Source organism: Ruegeria sp. AP7, from assembly GCF_056539905.1.
This window is the reverse complement of record NZ_JBQFVT010000001.1, coordinates 954,454-977,759: the sequence shown is the minus strand read 5'-3', so window position 1 is coordinate 977,759 and position 23,306 is coordinate 954,454. Positions and strand designations below refer to the sequence as shown.

Annotated in this window: 27 protein-coding genes and 1 tRNA gene; 11 read left to right on the top strand and 17 right to left on the bottom strand. The window is 57.4% G+C overall.

From position 1 onward, the window contains the following. The 6 genes from ACR0KN_RS04815 to ACR0KN_RS04790 all read right to left on the bottom strand — a co-directional run. The coding region (locus tag ACR0KN_RS04815; protein WP_480651734.1) for a hypothetical protein at positions 1-1,344 on the bottom strand (1,344 nt) is incomplete at its 3' end. A gap of 159 nt (positions 1,345-1,503) precedes the next feature. Beyond that, a complete protein-coding gene (locus tag ACR0KN_RS04810; RefSeq protein WP_480651732.1) occupies positions 1,504-2,688 on the bottom strand; it encodes a vWA domain-containing protein in 1,185 nt (394 codons plus the stop codon). A gap of 4 nt (positions 2,689-2,692) precedes the next feature. Then, a complete protein-coding gene (locus ACR0KN_RS04805; protein WP_010440604.1) occupies positions 2,693-2,860 on the bottom strand; it encodes a hypothetical protein in 168 nt (55 codons plus the stop codon). 6 nt (positions 2,861-2,866) lie between these two features. After that, positions 2,867-4,231: a DUF2927 domain-containing protein gene (locus tag ACR0KN_RS04800; protein WP_480651730.1), complete on the bottom strand. Its 1,365-nt coding sequence runs from the start codon at positions 4,229-4,231 to the stop codon at positions 2,867-2,869. Next, positions 4,228-4,677, bottom strand: a complete 450-nt coding sequence (locus tag ACR0KN_RS04795) for an N-acetyltransferase family protein (RefSeq protein ID WP_480651728.1) — start codon at positions 4,675-4,677, stop codon at positions 4,228-4,230. Before ACR0KN_RS04795 ends, ACR0KN_RS04800 begins: the two co-directional genes overlap by 4 nt. Before the next feature lie 90 nt (positions 4,678-4,767). After that, positions 4,768-5,613 (bottom strand): AAA family ATPase, encoded by an 846-nt coding sequence (locus ACR0KN_RS04790; RefSeq protein WP_480651726.1) that lies wholly within the window; start codon positions 5,611-5,613, stop codon positions 4,768-4,770. 375 nt (positions 5,614-5,988) lie between these two features. On the opposite strand from ACR0KN_RS04790, the gene dksA reads away from it, so the two are divergent. Together dksA and ACR0KN_RS04780 are read left to right on the top strand one after the other, a co-directional pair. After that, positions 5,989-6,411 (top strand): RNA polymerase-binding protein DksA, encoded by a 423-nt coding sequence (dksA, locus tag ACR0KN_RS04785; RefSeq protein WP_010440598.1) that lies wholly within the window; start codon positions 5,989-5,991, stop codon positions 6,409-6,411. Positions 6,412-6,483: 72 nt separating this feature from the next. Continuing rightward, positions 6,484-7,635 (top strand): FAD-dependent monooxygenase, encoded by a 1,152-nt coding sequence (locus ACR0KN_RS04780; protein WP_480651723.1) that lies wholly within the window; start codon positions 6,484-6,486, stop codon positions 7,633-7,635. A gap of 4 nt (positions 7,636-7,639) precedes the next feature. On the opposite strand, the gene xth is transcribed toward ACR0KN_RS04780, so the two are convergent. Together xth and ACR0KN_RS04770 are read right to left on the bottom strand one after the other, a co-directional pair. Next, positions 7,640-8,419 carry an exodeoxyribonuclease III gene (gene xth, locus ACR0KN_RS04775; RefSeq protein WP_480651721.1) on the bottom strand — a complete coding sequence of 260 codons (780 nt, stop codon included), beginning with the start codon at positions 8,417-8,419 and terminating at the stop codon, positions 7,640-7,642. A 280-nt stretch (positions 8,420-8,699) separates the two neighbouring features. Then, positions 8,700-9,023: a HesB/IscA family protein gene (locus tag ACR0KN_RS04770; protein WP_010440593.1), complete on the bottom strand. Its 324-nt coding sequence runs from the start codon at positions 9,021-9,023 to the stop codon at positions 8,700-8,702. A 76-nt stretch (positions 9,024-9,099) separates the two neighbouring features. On the opposite strand from ACR0KN_RS04770, the gene ACR0KN_RS04765 reads away from it, so the two are divergent. Continuing rightward, positions 9,100-10,257: a deoxyguanosinetriphosphate triphosphohydrolase gene (locus ACR0KN_RS04765; protein ID WP_480651719.1), complete on the top strand. Its 1,158-nt coding sequence runs from the start codon at positions 9,100-9,102 to the stop codon at positions 10,255-10,257. Here ACR0KN_RS04765 and ACR0KN_RS04760 read toward each other — a convergent pair. Further along, a complete protein-coding gene (locus ACR0KN_RS04760) occupies positions 10,239-10,790 on the bottom strand; it encodes a putative pterin-binding protein (protein WP_480651717.1) in 552 nt (183 codons plus the stop codon). The genes ACR0KN_RS04765 and ACR0KN_RS04760 overlap by 19 nt on opposite strands. 136 nt (positions 10,791-10,926) lie before the next feature. On the opposite strand from ACR0KN_RS04760, the gene argS reads away from it, so the two are divergent. From argS to ACR0KN_RS04730, 6 genes are all read left to right on the top strand, one after another. Next, complete coding sequence (argS, locus tag ACR0KN_RS04755; RefSeq protein ID WP_480651715.1) at positions 10,927-12,672, top strand: arginine--tRNA ligase; 1,746 nt, start codon at positions 10,927-10,929, stop codon at positions 12,670-12,672. An 89-nt stretch (positions 12,673-12,761) separates the two neighbouring features. After that, positions 12,762-13,802, top strand: coding sequence for an SPOR domain-containing protein (locus ACR0KN_RS04750; RefSeq protein WP_480651713.1), 1,041 nt, complete (start codon positions 12,762-12,764; stop codon positions 13,800-13,802). Beyond that, the gene (nagZ, locus tag ACR0KN_RS04745) at positions 13,799-14,806 is read left to right on the top strand and encodes a beta-N-acetylhexosaminidase (protein WP_480651711.1); all 1,008 of its coding nucleotides are present in this window, start codon (positions 13,799-13,801) and stop codon (positions 14,804-14,806) included. The genes ACR0KN_RS04750 and nagZ overlap by 4 nt, the downstream gene beginning before the upstream one ends. After that, positions 14,796-15,590: a segregation and condensation protein A gene (locus ACR0KN_RS04740; protein WP_480651709.1), complete on the top strand. Its 795-nt coding sequence runs from the start codon at positions 14,796-14,798 to the stop codon at positions 15,588-15,590. The genes nagZ and ACR0KN_RS04740 overlap by 11 nt, the downstream gene beginning before the upstream one ends. Further along, positions 15,583-16,233, top strand: a complete 651-nt coding sequence (gene scpB, locus ACR0KN_RS04735) for an SMC-Scp complex subunit ScpB (RefSeq protein WP_010440580.1) — start codon at positions 15,583-15,585, stop codon at positions 16,231-16,233. The genes ACR0KN_RS04740 and scpB overlap by 8 nt, the downstream gene beginning before the upstream one ends. Positions 16,234-16,298: 65 nt before the next feature. After that, a complete protein-coding gene (locus ACR0KN_RS04730; RefSeq protein WP_480651707.1) occupies positions 16,299-16,538 on the top strand; it encodes a hypothetical protein in 240 nt (79 codons plus the stop codon). Between the two features lie 3 nt (positions 16,539-16,541). On the opposite strand, the gene ACR0KN_RS04725 is transcribed toward ACR0KN_RS04730, so the two are convergent. The 8 genes from ACR0KN_RS04725 to ACR0KN_RS04690 form a co-directional block, all read right to left on the bottom strand. Next, positions 16,542-17,621, bottom strand: coding sequence for a 2'-deoxycytidine 5'-triphosphate deaminase (locus ACR0KN_RS04725; protein WP_480651780.1), 1,080 nt, complete (start codon positions 17,619-17,621; stop codon positions 16,542-16,544). 61 nt (positions 17,622-17,682) lie between these two features. After that, positions 17,683-17,759: transfer RNA gene (locus ACR0KN_RS04720), tRNA-Pro, on the bottom strand. Positions 17,760-17,820: 61 nt separating this feature from the next. Next, positions 17,821-18,408, bottom strand: a complete 588-nt coding sequence (locus tag ACR0KN_RS04715; protein ID WP_480651705.1) for a MerR family transcriptional regulator — start codon at positions 18,406-18,408, stop codon at positions 17,821-17,823. 18 nt (positions 18,409-18,426) lie between these two features. Next, a complete protein-coding gene (gene ihfA, locus ACR0KN_RS04710) occupies positions 18,427-18,729 on the bottom strand; it encodes an integration host factor subunit alpha (protein ID WP_008755922.1) in 303 nt (100 codons plus the stop codon). Between the two features lie 96 nt (positions 18,730-18,825). Then, positions 18,826-19,797, bottom strand: coding sequence for a beta-ketoacyl-ACP synthase III (locus tag ACR0KN_RS04705; RefSeq protein ID WP_480651703.1), 972 nt, complete (start codon positions 19,795-19,797; stop codon positions 18,826-18,828). A gap of 24 nt (positions 19,798-19,821) precedes the next feature. Then, entirely contained in the window at positions 19,822-20,907 is a 1,086-nt protein-coding gene (gene plsX, locus ACR0KN_RS04700; RefSeq protein WP_480651701.1) for a phosphate acyltransferase PlsX, read from the bottom strand. A 24-nt stretch (positions 20,908-20,931) separates the two neighbouring features. Further along, on the bottom strand, positions 20,932-21,138 hold the full coding sequence (gene rpmF, locus ACR0KN_RS04695) for a 50S ribosomal protein L32 (RefSeq protein WP_008756996.1): 207 nt from the start codon (positions 21,136-21,138) through the stop codon (positions 20,932-20,934). A gap of 205 nt (positions 21,139-21,343) precedes the next feature. After that, the gene (locus ACR0KN_RS04690; protein ID WP_480651699.1) at positions 21,344-21,880 is read right to left on the bottom strand and encodes a YceD family protein; all 537 of its coding nucleotides are present in this window, start codon (positions 21,878-21,880) and stop codon (positions 21,344-21,346) included. 84 nt (positions 21,881-21,964) lie between these two features. Between ACR0KN_RS04690 and ACR0KN_RS04685 the strand changes: the two genes are divergently transcribed. Both ACR0KN_RS04685 and ACR0KN_RS04680 read left to right on the top strand, forming a co-directional pair. After that, positions 21,965-22,441, top strand: a complete 477-nt coding sequence (locus ACR0KN_RS04685; protein ID WP_170470812.1) for an outer membrane protein assembly factor BamE — start codon at positions 21,965-21,967, stop codon at positions 22,439-22,441. A 101-nt stretch (positions 22,442-22,542) separates the two neighbouring features. Next, positions 22,543-23,277 (top strand): GNAT family N-acetyltransferase, encoded by a 735-nt coding sequence (locus tag ACR0KN_RS04680; protein WP_480651696.1) that lies wholly within the window; start codon positions 22,543-22,545, stop codon positions 23,275-23,277. The last annotated feature ends 29 nt before the right edge of the window (positions 23,278-23,306 follow it).

Below are 23,306 nucleotides of genomic sequence, written 5' to 3'. Positions count from 1 at the left end.
CGCCGGCGCTGCCGCCTTGGATGCATTCAGGTTACGCAGCTTATCCGAGCCATCGGGATCGGTGATCGCCGCGACAAGCTGATCGCGGTAATAGCGGTAGCGGTCCTTCTTGCGATCGGAATATGGCTTGTCGTAGCGCAGTCGATAGTCGGTTTCATCATAGAACGTATTATCATCCGAATAGCTGTAGTCATCAGGATCGTAAGGCACCGGCTGGATCGTTGCCCAGTCCTTGTGCCGGTAACCTGGCTGTGGCAGGTCGAGATAACCATGGAACTCGCCCAGCGTCGCCTTGGTCAATGTCCGCCCTTTCGAAGCGTCATAAAAGGCAGCCTCCGCATCTTGCAACGCGTCGCGGGTTTCGTATCTCAGATCCCTCACATCCGCGCGCAGATCGTCGCGCGCCTCTTCATAGGCCTCAGCATCGCGCAGTTCATCCTCAAGCGCACTGAGATCGTCCTCGTAATTCGGGTCTGCAGGATCAAGCGCGGCGATGTCATCAGCGATGTCTTCGCTGCTGCGGCCATCATAGCTCTCGTTCAGGTCACGCAGTTCACGGCGCGCCTCATAGAGGTCATCGCGCAGGTCGTAATAGGTTTCCGCCGCAGTCTGATAAGTCGCGATCTTGCCCACATTGCTGTTGGCTGAGGCATTGCGGAACGCCGGCGCTGCCGCCTTGGATGCATTCAGGTTACGCAGCTTATCCGAGCCATCGGGATCGGTGATCGCCGCGACAAGCTGATCGCGGTAACGACGCGTGCCGGGTTTTTTGTCGACATGGCGCTTGGAATAATAATCCGTACGGGCAACAGGGCGCGGGGAATGCTCGAGCGGAGCTACAGAAGCTTGACGGTGACTTTTCTTTACGCGGTTGGCACTTTTATTGGATTTTGATCGCGTACGTTTTCCAAAAAGTTGCTCAACATCGCGTTTGAACTCTCGTCCAAAGCCCGCCAGTGTAGTTTCCCGGACTTTGCTGTTCTGTCCCTTATTCTTGTTCTTGGCCGACCGTTGGGATTTTGCATTCTGATTTTTATTAAATTTAAAAGCTTTGCCTGAGCGTCGAGTATTGAACTTGGCACCACCTGCATCTTTATCCGTACTTTTGGCCCCATGGCCTTTACCGGATTTTCCTTTGCCGCCCTTGGTGCTGTCATTGCCTTTGCCGGATTTTCCTTTTCCGCCACTGCGGCCTGGTCCCCTCCCGTTACCATTGCTCTTGTCGTTCTTGGCATAAGCCGCATCGGGACCCAGCATAATGGTAGCGACAGCTCCCGATGCAAGAACCAGCGAAGTAACCGTCAAAACAGACGTCAGAATATTGCGAAATTTGGAGTTGGTCATCTCAGCCCCCCAGCCTCAAACCCTGCTCTGTGTATCATGGATTTGAGAGAGGCGGGGAACTTAGCTTAGATTGTTTCCGGAGTGCTCATTTTGGAGCGTGAATCATTAGATTTCAGCTTGATTGTTTCCAGCTTTCGACCAATCAGAATTCCAAGCGCCCTAACGTGTCAGCTCCCGCATACCCTGTTCCAGACCCGCCAAAGTCATCGGCACCATGCGATCTTCAAAAATCTCGCGGATCATGCTGATCGAATGGGTGTATTCCCAATACTTCTCGGGCACCGGGTTGATCCATAGGTTCGATGTCCACTGTTCGCGCGCGCGCTGCAACCAGACCTGTCCGGCCTCCTGGTTCCAGTGCTCATTTGCGCCGCCGGGGTAGGCGATCTCATAGGGGCTCATAGAGGCGTCGCCAACGAAGATGCATCTGTAGTCCGGCCCGTAGGTGCGCAGCACCTCGTGCGTTGGCGTCTGCTGGTCCCAGCGGCGGCGGTTGTCACGCCAGACACCTTCATAGAGACAATTGTGGAAGTAGTAGTATTCCAGATGCTTGAACTCGGTCCGCGCGGCCGAGAACAGCTCTTCGACCACCTTGATATGCGGGTCCATTGAACCACCCACATCGAGAAACAAAAGCACTTTGACGGCGTTGTGCCGTTCAGAACGTGTTTTGACATCCAGATAGCCATGCTCGGCGGTGGCACGGATTGTGCCATCCAGATCCAGCTCTTCCGCAGCACCCTCACGCGCCCAGCGGCGCAGGCGTTTCAGGGCGACCTTGATGTTGCGGGTGCCGAGTTCAACCGTGTCATCCATGTTCTTGAATTCACGCTTGTCCCAGACTTTAACCGCGCGTTGATGGCGGCTTTCTTTCTGTCCGATGCGCACGCCTTCGGGATTGTAGCCATAGGCCCCGAATGGCGAGGTACCTGCTGTCCCGATCCATTTGTTGCCGCCTTGATGTCGGCCTTGCTGATCTTTCAGGCGTTCGCGCAGTGTCTCCATCAGCTTGTCAAAACCACCCAGCGCCTCGATCTCGGCCTTTTCTTCGGCGCTCAGATGTTTTTCTGCCATCTTTGCAAGCCATTCGGCGGGAATATCGACGGCCTCGAGCACCTGCTCAAAACTGATTGCGTCCAGGCCTTCGAAACTTGCGGCAAAGGCGCGGTCGAACTTGTCGATATTGCGTTCGTCCTTCACCATCGATACGCGGGCGAGGTAGTAGAAGGCTTCGACATCGTAGGTGGCGAGGCCCTTTTTCATTCCCTCCAGAAAAGTCAGGTATTCGCGTAAGGAAACGGGAATACCGGCGTTTCGGAGATTCTCGAAAAAAGGCAGGAACATATCTTTAGACCAATCGCACCAGAACCAGCGAGATCACCAGTCCGATTAGCGCAAAAGCTATCCCGTATCCGGCAGCATACTGGGCCATATCTGCACCGCTGCCATTGCGTTTCCGCGCAGTTCGAACGCCCAGCAAAGCCCCTAAAAGTGCCATGCCCAAAACCACTACCATATGCCGTTAACCACCCGTACCTGCGGCGGCCGCTTGCGCAATGTCTTGCGATACCGAGCGTGCCACCAATTCCGAGCCGAAGCCGTAGCGCGCCCACCCGATACTGTCCAGCCGAACGCTGCGTGCCTGATCAATTTGCCCAGACTGGCGCAAAGCTTCGGATTTCAGCAGCAACAAAGTCGCAAGCAGCGCGGCGTTTTCGGATCGCGTCATGACATCAATCGCATTGTTCAATTCGGGCAGCGCCTGCGCTCCCTGACCCTGCGCCAAGGCAAATGCCGCAGTCTGGGCTGTGATATGGGCGCGCTGGACCTCTGTTCCGGGTGTGGAGCGCAGGTACCTCTTCGCGATGTCATATTGCCTCTGCGCGGCTTCGGGGTCGTCGAACTGCCCCATGCGCCCCAGCAGGTAATGCGGGTAGGCGCGGCGGTGGTCTGTCCAGCCTTGTTGTTGCCCGATCTGTGCCGCTTCTTTCGCGGCATTGACCCGCTTGGCGGTGCCCGCGCCGGCCCCCAATGCGCGCTGTACTGCGTTTATCCAGGCGCGGGGTGTCTCGGTTACCGGTTGCGGTGCAACGCGATCCCCGCGCGGGTTCAGGCGGCTTAGGACACCGGGCAAAACCGCCGCGACCTGTTCGCTTGTCATACCGTTCTGCAACTCGGGCGAGTAGGCCGTTCGCAGGATCAACATGTCGAACCCGGTCAGAACAGTGTGGAAGTTATCGTCGTTGAACACAGAATCCGGCAGGCGGTAGAGATCGTTCAACGGCCCAAGGGCCTGAGCCAACTCTTCATGCAGGCAATCGCGAATTTCCTGAGGGCTGGCATCATAGGGGATGAAAATTCCGATCCTCTCGCGGCTGCGAAGTTCGGTCCAGTTGCTTTTCTTTTTCCGCCGGTCGCGGCGGTATTCTTCCAGGCTTGAAGAGTTTGGAACGACGAAACACGCAGCCTGCGGAAGGATGCGGCGGATTTGTTTTTGGCTTACAGCCTCGATGGTGATATTCGCCTGACCTTCTGGAATCTGTCGGATGTCGATCTTCGCCTCCCGTCGCAGCCGTGTCAGTAGCCGGCTCAGGTCGGTCTGCATCGTTGGAGGGGGCGTCCCAGTCAGGCGCACCGTGATCGGCTCGTCGAACCGAGTAAAGACCGGAAGTTCCGCGCCGCTTTCAAGCGCGAAATGCAGCGAGAGGAAATCGGCGGCGATATTCTTGTTTGAACGGGCAGGCGGGCTGGGACGGGCCGCACCGAAGGATTTAGACGGCGGCAGCGATGCTTCGATCACCTGGGTACGGGTCGGCGTCTCAATCCGGTCGACCGTGGTGCAGGCGGAAAGCGCCGCCAGAAGGAGGGTTGCGCCCAAAAGCCTCATGGTCGCTGATACTTCAGGAACGGCGACAACCTGCCGATGCGGTCATAGAGTTTGCGCGCGGTATGGTTGTTTTCCTGTGTCAGCCAATAGACTGAGGGGGCTTTCTGCTTGTCCGCTTCGTCGTAGACGGCTTGAATCAAGGCGCGTCCAACACCGGTTCCACGCGCTTCGGGGCGGGCATAGAGATCCTGCAGATAGCAGACACTTTCCTCTTTCCAGGCGTGGCGATGAAAAAGGTAGTGAGTCAGCCCGAGCAGCTGCCCATCCAGATCGGCGACAAAACAGGAAAAGTCATTCGGATCATCACCTAAGAGCCTTGCAAAGGTGCTTTTGTAAGTCGTATCCGGCACCTCGGTTTCGTAAAATGCAAGGTAGTCACGCCACATCTCCGCCCATTGATCCCGATCCTCTGGTCGCAAAGGGCGGATTGTGGGGGTGGTCGACATTGTCATGTTTCCTGCTCTGGAGGCCCGATTGTCGCGGGGTTTTTCGTTAACGCAATGCTGACATCCGAGCGTACCGATGACAAGCCGTGATCACCGCTTGCTGCGCGCCATAAAGGCCAGCCGTTCAAACAGATGTACGTCCTGCTCATTTTTTAGAAGCGCACCATGCAGTTTTGGCAGCGCGTTAACGCCGTCGCGCTTCAGATCCTCGGCACTTAAATCCTCAGCTAAGAGCAACTTCAGCCAGTCCAGCACCTCCGAAGTCGAGGGCTTTTTCTTCAACCCTTGTGTCTCGCGGATTTCGTAGAACTGGGTTAGTGCAGTGGTCAGCAGAGCGTCTTTGATACCGGGGTGATGTACCTCGACGATCCGGCGCATCGTGGCCTCATCCGGGAAGCGAATGTAGTGGAAGAAGCAGCGGCGCAGGAAGGCGTCCGGCAGTTCCTTTTCGTTATTTGAGGTGATGATCACGATTGGGCGGTTCTTGGCCCTGATCGTCTCGCCGGTCTCGTAGACGTGGAACTCCATCTTATCGAGTTCCTGAAGCAGATCGTTGGGAAATTCGATGTCGGCCTTGTCGATCTCATCGATCAGCAGAACCACCTTTTCATCGGCGTCAAAAGCCTGCCACAGCTTGCCCTTGCGGATGTAGTTCGACACCTCATGCACCCGTTCATCGCCAAGCTGGCTGTCACGCAGACGGCTGACGGCGTCGTATTCATACAGGCCCTGTTGTGCGCGGGTAGTGGATTTCACGTTCCACTCGATCATCGTCAGCCCCAAAGCACCCGCAACCTGTTTCGCCAGCTCAGTCTTGCCGGTACCGGGTTCACCCTTGACCAGCAAAGGGCGTTCCAGGGTGACGGCAGCATTCACAGCAATGTTCAAATCGTCGGTGGCAACATATTCTGCGGTGCCTTGGAAACGTGCGGTCATGGGACCCCTCATATGGTGTTAGGGCGGTGTTTGCTTTGCAGGGGTTACAGAGGAGCAGGTGTTTTTACAAGCCGGGTCGCTGCGTCGCGCTGAGATGAATTCTACCGTGAGTTCAATCCCTCTCGGGCGATTCGCCTGCATCAAATTAGCTTGGTGGCTGAGGTGCCCGAAAAACGCCATGTGATAACCACAGAAAAACAAGGTTTTGTTGTTACAAGTCTCATTATTAGAGCAGGCGGAGTGACGCGGCGACGAGCGACACGTTTGTGTAGTGACAATCTCAGCGCCGTCGGATACACGCTCCGCAGAAGGGGGTGCCGAATGTCAGCTAATACAACAGCAACAGACGTTTCAGGCCATACCGAGGGAGCAAATATGAAGCAGGAAGTTTTTCTGCCGGACGATTATCGACCGGCTGAAGATGAGCCTTTCATGAATGATCGACAGCTTGAGTATTTTCGCCGCAAGCTGATGGATTGGAAGACAGAACTACTCGCAGGCAGCCGCGATACGATCGAAGGGTTGCAGGACAACACCCGTAACATTCCTGATGTCGCCGATCGCGCAAGCGAAGAAACCGACCGCGCGCTGGAACTGCGCACGCGAGACCGTCAGCGTAAGCTGGTTGCCAAGATCGATTCGGCCTTGCGTCGGATTGACGAGGGTGAATACGGGTATTGCGAGAAAACCGGTGATCCGATCTCGTTGAAGCGTCTGGATGCACGTCCAATCGCAACGATGACCTTGGAAGCGCAAGAGCGCCACGAACGCCGCGAAAAGGTCCACCGCGACGATTGATCGCTGGATAATCAAGATAAAACATCAACGCCGGGGCCTGTCGCCCCGGCGTTTTTGCGTTATGGCAGAGCCATGAACATAAACGGTCTGAATTTCTGCGTCATAGGTGGCGGCATTGGTGGCATGGCCACTGCGCTGGCTTTGCGCAATCAGGGGGCCCGGGTAACCTTGCTGGAACAAGCCTCTGAACTGATCGAAGTCGGTGCGGGGCTGCAGATCAGCGCCAATGGCATGGCAGTTCTGCGCGCTTTGGGCGTAGCGGGGGAGACACCAAAGGCAGGGCAGGTCTCTGGCGGGACCATTCTGCGTGACTACCGGAAGGGACGGGTAATCAGTCGGGTTCCGGCTCCGGCTGCCGGACCGACTTACTATTATCATCGTGCTGATCTGTTGGGCCTGTTGCACAAGGCTGCAATACACGCCGGGGTCGATATTCGGTTGGGCGCGGGTGTGAGCAAAGCATGCAAACACCCGGGAGAGGCCGAGATAGTCTTGGAGAGTGGCGAACGGCTGCATGCCGAATGCGCGATCGTCGCTGACGGCGGTCGCAGTGAAATCCGCCCGCTTTTGAACGGGCCCGAAGCCCCCAAATTTACCCATCAGGTCGCTTGGCGCGCAACGATCCCTTGGAACCAACGCGAAGACGTGCCGCGAGCGTCTCTCACTATGGGGCCGGGCCGGCATGTTGTGACTTACCCACTGCGCAACCAACACCTTATGAACATCGTGGCCATCGAAGAGCGTTCCGATTGGCAGGAGGAAGGTTGGCGGCGCCAGGGTGATCCAGATGACCTACGCCGTCAGTTTGCCGATTTTGGAGGACCGGTGCGCGATATCCTGTCAGAAGTTGATGATGTTCATTTGTGGGCGTTGTTCCTGCGTCCGGTGGCACAAAGCTGGCAGAACGGGCGGTTGGCCTTGCTTGGTGATGCGGCGCATCCGACGTTGCCTTTTATGGCTCAAGGAGCGTGCCTTGCTTTGGAAGACGCCTGGGTTCTGATCCGGTCGTTTCAGGACCAATCAGGCGTTACCCGCGCTTTGGCTGCCTATGAGGCGACCAGACGACCTCGGGCCCGGCAAGTGGTCGCCGCCGCCGGAGCTAATGCCCGCAATTTCCACCTTCGCGGCCCCATGAGGATGGCGGCTCAGGCCGCTTTGATGGCTATCGGTCCACGCTTGGCGCGGCGCTATGAATGGATCTACAGCTACGACGCGACGGCGTAATCCATCAGAGATCGAGATCGACCCAAACCGGCACATGGTCCGAAGGTTTTTCGTGCCCACGAATCTCGAAATCGATCCGACAATCGCGCATCAGATCTGCTGCCTGCGGAGTCAGAAGGAAGTGATCGATCCGAATCCCGTCGTTTCTGTTCCACGCACCGGCCTGATAGTCCCAGAACGAATAATGACCCGGACCATGCGAGCGAGCGCGGAAGGCTTCGGTAAAGCCTAAGTTCAAGATTTTTCGAAATGCAGCGCGGCTTTCGGGCCGAAAAAGAGCGTCCTCGCGCCAGGCGTCGGGTCGTTTTGCGTCCTCGGCTTGCGGAATGATATTGTAGTCCCCGGCCATCAGCGCGGGCTCTTCGGTGGCCAGCAAATCGCGCGCGCGATCATAGAGGCGCTCCATCCATGCAAGCTTGTAGTCATATTTCGACCCCGGCACCGGATTGCCGTTAGGCAGATACAGCCCACAGATGCGAAGAGCTTTTTTCCCGATGACAGTCGCTTCGATCCAACGGGCCTGTTCATCGTCGTCATCACCGGGAAGGCCTCGGGAGACATCCTCCAACGGCAGTTTCGAAAGGATTGCGACGCCGTTGAAACTCTTTTGCCCGTGTGTTTCCACGTTGTATCCGCGTTCTTCGAATATCTCGCTTGGGAAATTCTCATCGATCGATTTGATTTCCTGCAGCAAAACGACATCCGGCTGCGCCTCATCCAGCCAGCGCGGTAGCGCCTCGGCCCGAGCTTTTATCCCGTTGATGTTGAACGTGGCGATTTTCATGCGCGATCCTCCGGTGCCATCGGCAACCTATCGCGCAGATTGCACCTGACGGCAAGGAACAGAACGGGCTAGCGAGGCTCTGCCTCGCGCTCCGAGGTATTTTGGGCCAGATGAAGAAACGGATTCTTAACCAAACTTGTAAAAAATGATTATGCGGTACAGGCGGAGGCGCCGATGACCGTGCCAGGTGAAGCTCTCTGACCTTGACAGTCAGAGAGCGGATCCCTCTTCATCTGGCTAGAAATACCTTGGGGGTGTGGGGGCAAAGCCCCTACTTTGGCTACATTGAGAAAGATGTACCGCATCCGCAGGAAGACGTGGCATTGGGGTTTTCGATAACAAAGCGCGCACCGATCAGTTCCTGTGTGAAATCGATCACCGCATTTTCCAGAAATGGCAGAGAGATCGAGTCGACGATAACCTTCTGGCCTTTGCCCTCTAAAACTAAATCGTCTTCCTTAGGCTTATCCAGCGCAATTTCGTATTGAAATCCTGAACATCCACCGCCCTCTACTGCGACGCGCAGGGCCTGGCCCTGATCTGCGGCACCAATCTCGGCCAAGCGATCAAAGGCGCGTTCTGTAACTGTTGGGGGCAGATTCATGCCAGTCTCCAAAGGTTTATTTCCTTAGTATCGTACAATATATGAAACCTGAAGACAGGCGACAAGGACAACACCATTGGACAGAGCGGGTTTTGCCTCGGATCCGGGCCGCGCGCGGGGGCGATTGGTGCCGGAAGAAGAGAGCAGCTTTCGTTCATGCTTTCAGCGTGACCGCGACAGGATTATTCATGCCAGTGCCTTTCGGAGGCTCAAGCACAAGACACAGGTCTTTGTTGAGCACGAAGGTGACAGCTATCGTACCCGTTTGACCCACTCAATCGAAGTTGCGCAGGTGGCGCGGACGATTGCTGGCGCTTTGGGATTGAACCCGGAGCTGACCGAAGCGGTCGCTCTGGCGCATGATCTTGGGCACACGCCTTTTGGTCATACGGGAGAGGATGCATTGCACGAGTTGATGAAGCCCTATGGCGGTTTTGACCACAACGCACAGGCCATTCGGATCGTAACCAAACTTGAGCGTCACTATGCCGAGTTCGACGGCTGCAATCTGACCTGGGAATGTCTGGAGGGCATCGCCAAGCATAACGGTCCCGTCGTAGGCGAATTGCCATGGGCGCTGGCCGAGTGCAATCAGGGCTATGACCTCGAACTCAACACACACGCGAGCGCCGAGGCGCAGGTGGCCGCGCTTTCTGATGACATAGCCTATAACAATCACGATCTGTTCGATGGGTTGCGCGCTGGTCTGTTCAGCGATGACGACATTCAGCAACTTCCCATCATCGATGCCTGTTTTGCAAAAGTCGATCGCAGATATCCGGGTCTGGACCCATACCGGCGTCGCCATGAAGCGCTGCGGCGGGTTTTTGGCGTGATGGTCTCGGATGTTATTGACACGTCACGCGAGTTGATCGCTTCTTCAAGGGCGCAATCGGTCGAGGATATTCGGAACCTGGGCTATCCGGTCATTCAGTTCTCAGATGGGTTATGGGCTCAGCTCAAGCAAATCCGGGCGTTTCTGTTTTCGCGTATGTATCGCGCACCAAGCGTGATGCAAGTGCGAACCAAGGTCAGCAAGGTCGTCGAAGAGCTCTTTCCGATTTATCTTGCCGACCCGAAGCAGATGCCTGGGCACTGGCACGGCGATATCGAGGCGGCGGCTGACGAAACGGCGTTGGCGCGGATCGTCTCGGATTATATCGCGGGTATGACGGACAGGTTTGCGCTGCAGGACCATGCCCGCCTGACCGGAGATCATTCAATCGCGATATAGGCAATGGCCCAGACTTGTTGGCTGGCCTGCATCTGAGCCAATTCTGCATCATCGGTTGGAGGGAAGACGATCATTGTGGGGCCATAGCCGCCGATTCCCATGGGCACGCCGTCCGCATGGGTGGCTACAATCGGTTGATGTGTTTTGATGCTCTGCCAAGGGATTTCCGCTTGATAACCGTCCATTGCCATGGGCAGGGCGGATTTACCCTCTGCTCCGGCTAACTTCATTATTTCGGACAGCAGTGGGCCTGAAAAGATATAGTCGCGCTGGCTCTCTGGCGGGCCATAGGGGATAGCGATCTCGATCTGCTCCAATCCCTCCAGCATGGTTGCGTCGAACCCGGCCGCTCCTGCGTGCGTGACTTCGAGGTAACCGAACAGGCCACCGTCATTCTCTGTTCGTGCGGGCAGGTTGGTCTCATCGACGGCGCCACCCAGTGTCAGAATGACGTGACCTTCGGGCGTCGATAGTTCGGCCCATGCGGGTATGGCGGCAGATAGAAGCAGGACTAAGGGCAGAGCGCGGTACATGGGGATCTCCGAGGCGTGTGTGGCGTCAGGCCCGAAACTACCCGGCCTGTGCGTTATGCCAAGTACAAACTAAGGGCGTCCATTGACCTTGCCGCGATGCGTGTTAAACCCCGCGACAAGTAAAAGGACATCCGAAATGAACCTGTTTTCCGAGATCCGCGGCCTTGTACTGGACGCGTTGGCGCAGATGCAGTCCGAAGGCGCGCTGCCAGAGGGATTGAGCTTTGACAACGTGGCGGTTGAGCCTCCGCGCGATGCAGCGCATGGCGACATGGCGACCAATGCGGCGATGGTACTGGCGAAACCGGCGAAGATGAAGCCGCGGGATATTGCGGATGTACTGGCAGGCAAGCTGTCTGCAGACGACCGGATCACCAGCGCCGAGGTGGCGGGCCCGGGCTTTCTAAACCTGCGGCTTGCGCCTTCGGTCTGGCAGGGTGTGCTGGCTGCGGTGCTGGAAAAAGGCGCCGCTTATGGCCGTTCGACCATGGGGCATGGTCAGAAGGTCAACGTGGAGTATGTCTCGGCCAACCCGACCGGCCCGCTGCATGTGGGCCACACGCGAGGGGCTGTGTTCGGTGATGCGCTGGCAAGCCTGCTGGCCTATTCGGGCCATGATGTGACACGCGAATACTACATCAACGATGGCGGCGCGCAGGTGGATGTGTTGGCGCGTTCAGCCTATGAGCGGTATCGCGAGGCGAATGGTCTAAGCCCAGAAATTGCCGAAGGTCTGTACCCTGGCGACTACCTGATCCCGATTGGCGAGGCGCTGAAAGAGAAATATGGTGACAGCCTGATCGACAAGCCGGAAAGCGAATGGCTGGAAGAGCTGCGCAACTTTGCCACCGACGCGATGATGGACCTGATCCGCGCCGACCTGAAGGCGCTGGGCGTCGAGATGGACGTGTTCTTCTCAGAGAAGTCGCTCTACGGCACAGGTCGGATCGAGGCAGCGCTGCAGTCTTTGACCGACAAGGGCTTGATCTATGAAGGTGTGCTTGAGCCGCCCAAGGGCAAAAAGCCGGAGGATTGGGAGCCGCGCGAACAGACCTTGTTCAAGTCGACCGAACACGGGGATGATGTCGATCGCCCGGTCAAGAAGTCGGATGGCAGCTGGACCTATTTTGCCCCCGATATCGCCTATCACTACGACAAGGTGAGCCGCGGGTTTGACGCGTTGATCGATGTGTTCGGTGCGGACCACGGCGGCTATGTCAAACGGATGAAGGCAGCAGTGTCGGCTCTGTCCGATGGCAAGGTGCCGCTGGATATCAAGCTGACCCAATTGGTGAAGCTGTGGAAGAACGGCGAGCCGTTCAAGATGTCCAAACGGGCAGGGAACTTTGTCACTCTGCGCGATGTGGTCGATCAGGTCGGGCCGGATGTGACCCGTTTCGTGATGCTGACTCGCAAGAACGACGCGCCGCTGGATTTCGATTTCGACAAGGTGCTGGAACAAAGCCGCGAGAACCCGGTGTTCTACGTGCAATACGCCCATGCCCGCGTCATGAGTGTACTGCGCCGCGCGGCCGAAGCCGGGATCGCGGCCGATGATGCGACCCTTAAAGGGGCCGATCTGGGCAAGATTGATCACGCCTCTGAGCTGACTGTTGCCAAGAAGCTAGCGGAGTGGCCACGGCTGGTGGAAATCGCTGCGCGTACCAACGAGCCACACCGGGTCGCATTCTATCTCTATGAATTGGCAGGGGATTTTCATGCGCTGTGGAACAAAGGCAATGACGAAACTCAGCTGCGCTTTATCCAGGATGGCGATGTTGCCACAAGCCAATCGAAAATCGCATTGGCACGCGCTGTTTCTGTTGTGATTTCAGCGGGCTTGGGTATTCTTGGCGTTACCCCGGCGCAGGAGATGCGGTAAACAATATCGCCCGAACCGCCGGTACGAGGTAGGCAAGAAATGACCCGCGCGCCATCTTTTTAAGGCGCGAAACGGGCGGTGAGGCGGATATGGCACGTTACGATTACTCGGGGCAGAACAGCTCCGAGCAGATGCATTACTCGAATCAAACGCACTCTGCAGATGCGTATGACTATCCTGACGAAAGCTATGGCTATGACGATGCGCCGCGCGCAGGGGCTGGGCTTGGTCGAATTGTGAACGTGCTTGGCGCGGTTGCGTCCCTGGCGCTGGTCGCGGGTGTTGGCGTCTGGGGCTACCAGTTGATCATGCGCGACGTTAGCGGTGTGCCGGTTGTGCGCGCCGCCGACGGGCCGATGCGGGTGCAACCCGAAAACCCCGGCGGTACGCCTGCGGATCACCAGGGGCTGGCGGTGAATGCGGTCGCCGCAGTTGGAACCGCTGCACCTCCGGCAGATCGGCTCATTCTGGCGCCACGCCCTGTGTCGCTGACGGATGAAGACACACCGATGGCGACGCTTGAGGCGACGAATGCCGTACAGGTGGTTGAAGAGCCCGCCACAGATCAGGCAGTCATGCAGGCTTTGGCCCAAGGGCTCGCCGCACCTGCGCCCGCGCAGGAGCAAGAGCAGGGTGTGCAGCTGGCCTCGCTGGTTACCCCGGAGGAAGAGCCCGCGATTGATCCGGCGGACTATGCCGCGCTACAGCCTGACCCGAAGATTGCAGCACTGCCCGGAGTGCGCCGTTCGCTACGTCCGCATGTGCGCCCAGCTCGTGCAACTCCCAGCACAATCTCGTCCAGCAGTGCAACCGAGGCTGCAATAAACGCGGCCGTAAAGGCTGCCGTTGGTTTGGATGTTGACCCGGATACGCTGGCCAAAGGCACGCGTCTGGCTCAGCTTGGGGCCTACGAAAGCGCCGATGTGGCGCAAGCGGAATGGGCGCGGTTGAACGGTCAGTTCGGTGATTATATGGATGGAAAACAGCGCGTTATCCAGAAAACCTCAAGCGGGGGCCGCACTTTTTATCGCTTGCGGGTCATGGGGTTTGATGATCTGAGCGACTCGCGTCAGTTTTGTGCCGCCTTGGTCGCGCAGGGTGCAGACTGTATCCCGGTCGCCGTCCGGTGAGATTCGGCGCTGTCATCACCGATGCCGAAGGGCTGCGCCTGACGCCGGATGAGAAAGCATTGTTCAAAGAGATGAACCCATTCGGGTTCATTCTGTTTGCCCGCAACATCGAATCCGCCGACCAGACCCGCGCTCTGTGCGAGGACTTTCGCGACGCTGCTGGTCGAAATTGCCTGATCACCGTGGATCAGGAAGGGGGCCGCGTGCAACGTCTGCGCGCACCCTTAGCCCGTGAATGGATGCCGCCGCTGGATGATGTCGCGCGTGCCGGAGATCAAGCCGAGCGTGCGATGTATCTGCGCTATCGCCTGATCGCGCATGAATTGCTGGAGCTGGGCATCGACAGCAACTGCGCACCAATGGTTGACTTGGCTCGCGACAACACACACGCGTTTCTAAAGAACCGCTGCTATGGATCTGATCCCGAACAAGTTTCTGCGATTGGCCGTGCTGTCGCTAACGGGCATTTGGACGGCGGAGTGCTGCCGGTTGTGAAGCACATGCCGGGTCATGGCTTATCAACGCTCGACAGTCATCACGACCTGCCTCATGTGAACCTTTCGCTGGAAGCACTGGAAGACGCAGATTTTTCGCCGTTCCGAGCGCTCAACGACCTGCCAATGGGAATGACGGCGCATTTGGTCTATGGCCAGATTGATCCCAGACCTGCGACCATTTCTGCCGGAATGATGACATTGATCAGGGAACACATTGGGTTCGATGGTCTGATTATGACTGACGATATCACGATGAAAGCGCTCAACGGCACGCCCGCTGACCTGGCCCGCCAGGCGCTGGACGCTGGATGCGATGTGGCCTTGCACTGCAACGGAGCGTTTGAAGAACGCGCGCAGGTGCTCGAAGCCGCTGGAGAAATGACCGATGCGGCACAGGTCCGCGCAGATCGGGCGTTGGCCCGACGCCAGCCGCCACGGGAACTTGACATCCAAGCCGCCGAAGCGGAACTATCTGCCCTAATGGGCGGGCAGGTATATGCAGGATAACCTTTTCAGCGAAGACCCGGTCTCGGTCGCGGATCGGCTGGCCGCCGAGGCCTTGATTGTTGACGTCGACGGGTTTGAAGGCCCGTTGGACGTGCTGCTGACCCTGTCACGCACGCAAAAGGTGGATCTGCGCAAAATCTCGGTTCTGGCGCTGGCGCAGCAGTATCTGACCTTTGTCGAAAAGGCGCGGCAGCTGCGGATTGAGTTGGCGGCGGATTATCTGGTGATGGCGGCATGGCTGGCTTTTCTGAAATCCCGCCTGTTGCTACCGCCCGACCCGGATGACGAAGGCCCCTCGGGTGAAGAATTGGCCGCACACCTCGCATTCCAGTTGGAACGCTTGCAGGCCATGCGCGATGCAGCCGCGCGTCTGATGGCACGTGATCAGCTGGATCGTGACTTCTTCAAACGCGGGCAGGGCGAGGATGTCACCCGTATCCGCACCGTGACCTATTCTGCCACGCTGCTAGACCTTATGCAGGGCTATGCGCGCATCCGCACCCGAGACGAATTCCGACCCTTTGTGATGGACCGCGATGCCGTCTTCACGATGGAACAAGCACTGGAGCGTATGCGCCCGCTGATTGGTTTTGCCGGTGCTTGGACGGATATGGAGACCTATCTGCCCGAAGGTTGGGACGCCGATCCGGTGCGCCGCCGCTCGGCCACGGCTGCGACCTTTGCGGCCTCGCTGGAGCTGGTGAAAGAAGGACATATGGAGATGAAGCAAAGCGAGACATTTGCACCGATCCATTTGCGTAAGAGGACCGAAACACGTGACTGACGCCCCAGAAGAGACCGGCACTCTGTTTGAAGCGCCGCCATTGGCCGAACAGGAACGTATGGTCGAGGCCGTGTTGTTTGCCAGCGCCGAGCCGGTGACGATTGGTGATCTCGAAGCGCGGATGCCCCATGGCAGCAATGCTGCACAAGCAGTTGAATCGCTGCAAAAACGATACGAAGGGCGCGGTGTGCGCGTGGTGCGCGTGGGTGAGGCATGGGCAATCCGTACCGCACCCGACCTGGGTTTCCTGATGCAGAAAGAAACGGTTGAGACGCGCAAGCTGAGCCGGGCAGCCATCGAAACGCTGGCGATTGTTGCCTATCACCAACCCTGCACAAGGGCTGAGATTGAAGAAATCCGCGGCGTTTCCGTCTCGCGTGGCACCATCGATCAGCTTCTGGAGATGGAGTGGATTCGGCTGGGGCGCCGCCGCATGACGCCGGGCCGTCCAGTTACATTTGTGGTAACGCCCGAGTTTCTGGATCATTTCGGTCTGGAAAACGCCCGTGACCTTCCGGGTTTGAAAGAACTGCGCGCGGCGGGGCTGTTGGAAAACCGGCCGCCTCCAGGCACAGTGCCGTTGGGTGAAGGGCAGGATCAGGATGAAGACGAAGATCAGACCGAGCTGTTCGAGGAAGAGTAATCAAACACCTCTTTTGTTGGCGTAAAACATTCCTATTGTAGTGCGCAGGAAACGGAGTTGAACCAATGAATGCCAATCGGATCATTGACATGATCGTGCGTCAGGTTTTGCGCCGCCTTGTGAACCGCGGGGTCGACAAGGGTATTGATATGGCGAGCCGGGCCGGTCGCAAACCAGGTCCGTCAGAGACCCAAAGTGATCCCGAAGCAAATCGTCAAATGCGCGATGTGGCTGGGCGCCAGAAGCAGAGCGCCAAGCAGATGAAACAGGTAACTCGGCAGATGCGCCGCTTCATGAAATTTTGATTGTTAGCCTACGGCCTTAAAATGCTTAGACAGCTTGAGGCCTTGCCCCTGATAGTTTGAGGCAATGCCCGCGCCATACAGCTGCGTCGGCATCTCAGCCATTTTCTCATATACCAAACGCCCGACGACCTGTCCGTGCTCCAACACAAAGGGCGCCTCGTGGCAGCGCACTTCCAACACGCCGCGCGATCCTGCGCCGCCCGCTTCGGCATGACCAAAGCCCGGGTCGAAGAAACCGGCGTAGTGCACCCGGAACTCGCCGACCATGGCCAGATAGGGGGCCATTTCGGCGGCATACATCGGTGGGATATGCACTGCTTCGCGGCTGACGAGAATGTAGAACGCGCCGGGGTCAAGGATGATGCGTCCGTCTTTGGTGCGTACCTCTTCCCAGTATTCCTGCGGGTCGTATTCGCCGATCCGGTCCAGATCGATCACCCCGGTGTGGGGTTTGGCGCGATAGCCAACTAGGTCGGTATCGGGTAGCTGCAGATCGACCGAAAAGCCCAACCCGTCCTGAATAACCGCTGGACCGTCGACCAGGGGTGAATCATTATGGAGCGCGGCCAGTTCTGCATCGCTCAGCACGGCTTGACCCTTGCGGAAACGGATTTGATTCAGCCGCATGCCGGGGCGCACCAGAACCGAGAAAGAGCGCGGGCATATTTCAGCATATAGCGGCCCGGAATAGCCTGATGGCACCCGGTCGAACTCGGTGCCGCCATCGGTGATGGTACGGGTCAGTAGGTCCAGTCGCCCGGTCGAGCTTTTGGCATTGGCCACCGCACTGACGTCATCGGGCAGGGCGAGCGATTCCATAAGCGGCACCAGATAGACGCAGCCTTTTTCCAGAACCGCACCTTCGGTGATGTCGATGCGGTGCATTTCAAACTCGGCCAGACGATCTGCAACAGACCGTCCTTCGCCTGCCAAAAATGAGGCGCGCACCCGGTAAGCTACTGTTCCCAAACGTAGATCAAGGCTGGCCGGTTGTACCTGCGCAGGGATGATGTCCGGGCTTGCAGTAATCTCACCACGCGCGATCATCGCCTCAAGCTGCTGATTTGGGCAAACACCTGTCATCTCGATCCCCTCTGCTGCCAGAGCGGGATCTGGCCTATGTGCCATAAACGTCGGTGTGATTTGGTCGGGCTAGCAGGACTCGAACCTGCGACCTTCCGTCCCCCAGACGGACGCGCTACCAGGCTGCGCCATAGCCCGACGTTGAGGTGTTCATAAAGACTTTCCCGGCAGGGGCAAGAGGAAATCATCGCCTTTTTTGCTATCCCGCCGCCCGGTTTTCAACGCGATCCAGCCAACGGCGCAGGTCTTTCGCAATCGGTGCAATTTGGTGCAGAAGCTTGTCGTCATACTCTGCCCGGTTCCATGCCAATGATGCTATTCCGCCCATAAGCGGAGCGGCGTCCATTGCATCAGGTTGCGGCTTGGGTTGGTCGCTAATGTCGGGCTTTACTGGTGCCGGAGCTTGGCCGGGTTCGCCGAGATCCATGTTAATCTGGTTCGCAGGCTGCGCCGAGGATGCTGCGGTAAACGGAACAACTGTGTCATTCGAGGGCGAAACGGGCGGGCTGTCATCCAGGCTCGGTGAAAGTGAAGCAACGTGTGCAACGCCTTGTTCCCGCAGGATTCTCTGTGCGCCTTTGATGGTGGTGCCATCCTCGTGCAGCAGTTTCTTGATGCCACCCAGTAATCGCATATCATTCGGGCGGTAATATCGCCGCCCACCGGCACGCTTTACCGGCTTTACCTGCGTAAACTTGCTTTCCCAAAAGCGCAGAACATGAGCCTGAACTCCTAGCCAGTCCGCAACTTCACTAATGGTGCGAAAGGCGTCGGGGGACTTACTCATAACCAAACTGTCCTGAACTTACTTGCGGTTCCCTGCAGCGACGCGATCCTTCATCAGGTGCGACGGGCGGAAGGTCAGCACGCGGCGCGGCTGGATCGGAACCTCTTCTCCGGTCTTGGGATTACGTCCGATGCGGGCAGTTTTGTCCCGAACGCTGAATGTACCGAAAGACGAAATCTTGACCTGCTCGCCACGCACCAACGCGTCGGACATGTGGTTCAAAACGCTTTCGACAAGCTGCGCACTTTCATTGCGTGACAGGCCGACCTCACGAAAGACGGCCTCGCTCAGATCCATTCGGGTCAGTGTTTTATCGCCCATACTTTTTCCCCTGTTGATGAGCGAGCATATGGCGATGCGAAATTCACTGTCAATATCAATGAATTGCAGGCGGCTTCGTAAGCTGGATTGCGCCCATCACCAGCGTAGGGCAACCGCACCCCATGCCAGACCGCCGCCGATGGCTTCAGTTACAATCAGATCACCGGTTTTGATCTGGCCGTTCTTCTTGCCCACCGACAAGGCCAAGGGAATCGACGCAGCGGAGGTGTTTCCATGATCCTGCACGGTGACAACGACATTTTCCATCGGCAAGCCCATCTTCTTGGCAGTGCCTTGAATAATGCGGATATTGGCCTGGTGTGGCACAATCCAGTCGACATCGTCACTTGTCAGGCCTGCTCGCTCCAGCGCCACTTCGGCGGTATTGGCTAGCTTTTCAACGGCATGGCGGAAGACCTGATTACCTTGCATCCTGAGATGGCCGGTTGATTGGGTCGAAACCCCGCCATCAACATAAAGCAGGTCTTTGTATCGCCCGTCTGAGTTCAGGTCGGTGGAAAGAATGCCGCGATCATCAGAAGTGCCTTGCCCATCTTGTAATTCCAGCACAAGTGCGCCTGCGCCATCGCCGAACAGCACACAGGTGGACCGGTCGGTCCAGTCCATGATTCGCGAAAATGTCTCGGCTCCGATCACCAGCACGCGCTTCGCTTGTCCAGACAGGATCAGAGCGTTGGCATTGCAAAGTGCAAAGACGAACCCGGCGCAAACGGCCTGCACATCAAAAGCAAAGCCTTTGGTCATACCCAGCCGCGCCTGCACCATAGTCGCGGCTGACGGGAAGGTCAGATCAGCCGTCGAGGTTGCCAGCACAATCGCGTCGATATCATCTGCCGTCAGTCCGGCATCGGCCAGCGCAGCCTCGGCTGCTTTGGTGGCAAGATCGGATGTGGTCTCGTCCTCGGCTGCGAAATGCCGCCGCTCGATACCGGACCGGGTGCGAATCCATTCGTCCGTCGTATCCAAAGTTTTTTCGAATTCGGCGTTTGGTACAACGCGCTCCGGCAAATAATGTCCGACACCTACAACAACTGAGCGGCCTGCCATGCTGGGGTACTGCCTTTTTTGTTATTATTCCGATTGAGACACGGAATGGGCCGCATCTTGTGCAAGTGCGGCAGTTGATGCAACCCGTGCCGCCAATTTTTCGGCAAAGCCGGATTCTGCCAAAGTGAAAGCAAGTTTGACCGCAGCCGAAACACCTGTCGCGTCTGCTCCGCCGTGGGATTTCACAACGGTTCCGTTCAGCCCGAGGAACACGCCGCCGTTTACGCGACGCGGATCGATCCGCTTTTTAAGGCGGTTTAGCGATGTGATCGCCAGAATCGATGCCAAGCGGGACAGGGGCGAATATTTGAATGCCTCGCGCAGCAGATCACCGATTAGGTTCGCGGTGCCTTCGCCGGTTTTGATCGCAACGTTGCCGGTGAAACCGTCTGTGACGATCACGTCGGCCTTATCGCCGGGGATATCACTACCTTCGACAAAGCCCACGAACTCAAAATTCGCCTGATCGGCAAAGTCCGAGATCATGGCGTGCGCCTCTTTCAATTCGGCGCGGCCTTTGTGCTCTTCAGTTCCGACGTTCAGCAGACCGATACGGGGGCGGCTGAGCGCCATACCGTTGCGCGCGTATGAAGCACCCATCAGAGCATATTGCAGCAAATCCTTGGCATCAGCACGTACATCCGCGCCCACGTCCAGCATCACATTGAACCCGTGTGGATTACGCGAGGGCCACAGGATCGCGATGGCAGGGCGGTTTACACCCGGCAGCTTGCGCAGCCGCAGCATCGACATTGCCATTAATGCGCCAGTGTTGCCGCAGGACACCGCGCCATGCGCTTCGCCTGCGCGCACCGCTTCCAGTGCCGACCACATCGATGTGTTCTTGCCGCTACGGACAACCTGGCTGGGCTTGTCTTCCATCGTGACGACGTCGGGGCAATCACGAAAAACGACGCGCCCATCAAGGACACGTCGTTTGGCAACCAGCCTGCGCAATTCCTGTTCCTGGCCGTGCAGGATGAACCCGATCTTCGGGTTCTTGTCCGCAGACTTGGCAATACCCGCCACAACGACGGCAGGGCCCGAATCTCCGCCCATAGCGTCAACCGAGATGATGATCCGTCCGGTTTGCGTGGGCTGATCCGTCATGCCTTGGCCTGCGTCCAATCAGGCTTAGGCCGCGTCTTCGTCCAGGTCGATTTCGTCGGCCTGAGCGACGACTTCACGATCGTCATAGTGGCCGCAAGAGGCACAAACATGGTGCGGGCGCTTCAGCTCGCCGCAGTTCGGGCACTCGTTCGGGTTTGCAGCAACCAGAGCGTCGTGTGCGCGGCGGTTGTTGCGACGCGACTTGGAAACTTTGTTCTGTTGGACGGCCATGGTCTCAACCTTTGTCTGATATGGGCTGAAAGATTCGCTGTCAGCCGGGTTACGTACTTTGTTTTCTCGTGGTTTGACGCGCGTTTAAGGGGCTTGCCCCGCAATGTCCAACCCAAATTCCAATGAGCGCGCGAAAATACTGCGATTCTCGTCATGTTCAAGCGGTTTTTCTGGCCGCCTGCTATGACAGGAAATCCCTTGCCTGTCACTCGTCTTTTTTCAACGCATCCCGCAGGTCAGCCAGCCCCGCAAAGGGTTTGACATCCTCGTCGGTCATCGCTTGTTTTCCGGGCTCAGTATAGTCGGCTTGCTCAAGTTCGGCACCGTCCTTGCGGGGATATTGCGGCAACGCAAGTGATAACGCTTCGATCATAACCTGCGCCGGATCAATTTCAGCGCCCAATGGTTCGGTCTCGTCATCTTCTGGGATTTCGAATTCGGGCTCGTCCGGATCGGTCCAATCCGCCAGAAACACGCGAGTGACTGGCGTGTCGATCCGGGTTGTCACGGGTTCAAGCGTTACGACGCAGGGTTGGATCACCGTCGCACCAAGTTTACCTTTCAGAAGCCAGTCACGTTTGCCCTGGGCGCTTAGCTGCCCGACAAAGCTCAACTTGCGCAGCCCCAGCAGGCCGAGTTCCCGTTTGATCGGTTCAAGCGTGTCGTTATCTGGGCGCAGTTCAAACGGGGTTGCGGCGTTCTGAGGCAGGTCTGCCACCCGTAATGATGTTTGGTTGCTCATAGTTGAGTCTTTCCTGTGTTGAACCGGAGCGCCGGTTTCTGTAATCGGATAGGGTCCGCAAGGGGCCATGGCAAGAGGGTGTCAATGTTGAAGGGTGTGAACAGGCTGAAACCAGCATCGAAAACGCTTGTCTTTGCTGTCTGTTTGGCAGTCGCGGGCGCGTGTTCGCCAATCTTCAAGAATCACGGCTATGTGCCGCCGCCGGAGGATCTGGCCAAGATCAAGGTCGGCGTCGACACACGCGAAAGTGTCGAAGAAACGATCGGTGCGCCAACGGCATCTGGTGTTGTACGGGATTCGGGTTATTACTACGTCGCGTCTCGAATTCGTCACTATGGACCGAAAAAGCCCGAGGTCGTTTCGCGCCAGTTGGTCGCAATCAGCTTCGACCAACGCGGTGTCGTCCGCAATATCGAGCGGTTTGGTCTGGAAGATGGCTATGTCATTGTCCTTGACCGCCGCGTGACCGATTCCAATGTCGAAGACAAAGGATTCCTGCGTCAGCTGTTGGGTAATATCGGCAACTTCAATCCGGCGAACATTCCGGGGGTCAGTCAGTAACTGAGCTGTGTAGGGGCGATGTGGCGGTCATATGGCGGTCACATGCACTATATAAGTGTTCCAGATGATTGACCGGTCAGCCACGGCAGGAGGATGCGACCATGGCTGTTTTGTTGGAGAAGGGCCGTTATCAAGCGCGCTTAGCACAAACCGCGTGTGATGTGGCCGAGGCACAGAAGCTGCGGACGCTGGCCTTCGCGACCGAGGATCAGGATTGCGATGTTTTTGATGAGCACTGCAGCCACGTGCTGATCGAGGACATGCGTACCAATGGAGAGTTGGTATGCTGCTTCCGCATGCTGACGATGCAGGACGGTGACGAAGTAGGGCGCAGTTATTCAGCTCAGTTCTATGACCTGTCAGCGCTGCGTGGCTTTACGGGGCCAATGGTCGAGATGGGTCGTTTCTGTATTCATCCTGACCGGCACGATCCGGATATCTTGCGTGTCGCCTGGGGGGCAATGACGGCATATGTCGACCAGAACGGGGTCGAGATGCTTTTTGGCTGCTCGTCCTTTGCGGGGACTGAGACGGTTGAGTATCTGGATGCTTTTGCCATGCTCAAAGACAAGCATTTGGCCCCAAAACGGTGGTTGCCAAGGGTCAAGGCGCCCGATGTTTTTCGGTTTGCCACACGGTTGCGTCGCAGACCAAATGCAAAACTGGCGATGCTGCGCATGCCGCCATTGCTGCGCACTTATCTGATAATGGGGGGGTGGGTCAGTGATCATGCGGTCGTGGATCGCCAGATGAACACGCTGCATGTGTTCACAGGACTTGAAATCAGCGCAATTCCAGCTGCGCGTAAACGCCTTCTGCGGGCCGTGGCCGGGTGAGATGGGTATTATTCAAAAGGTGAAACAGG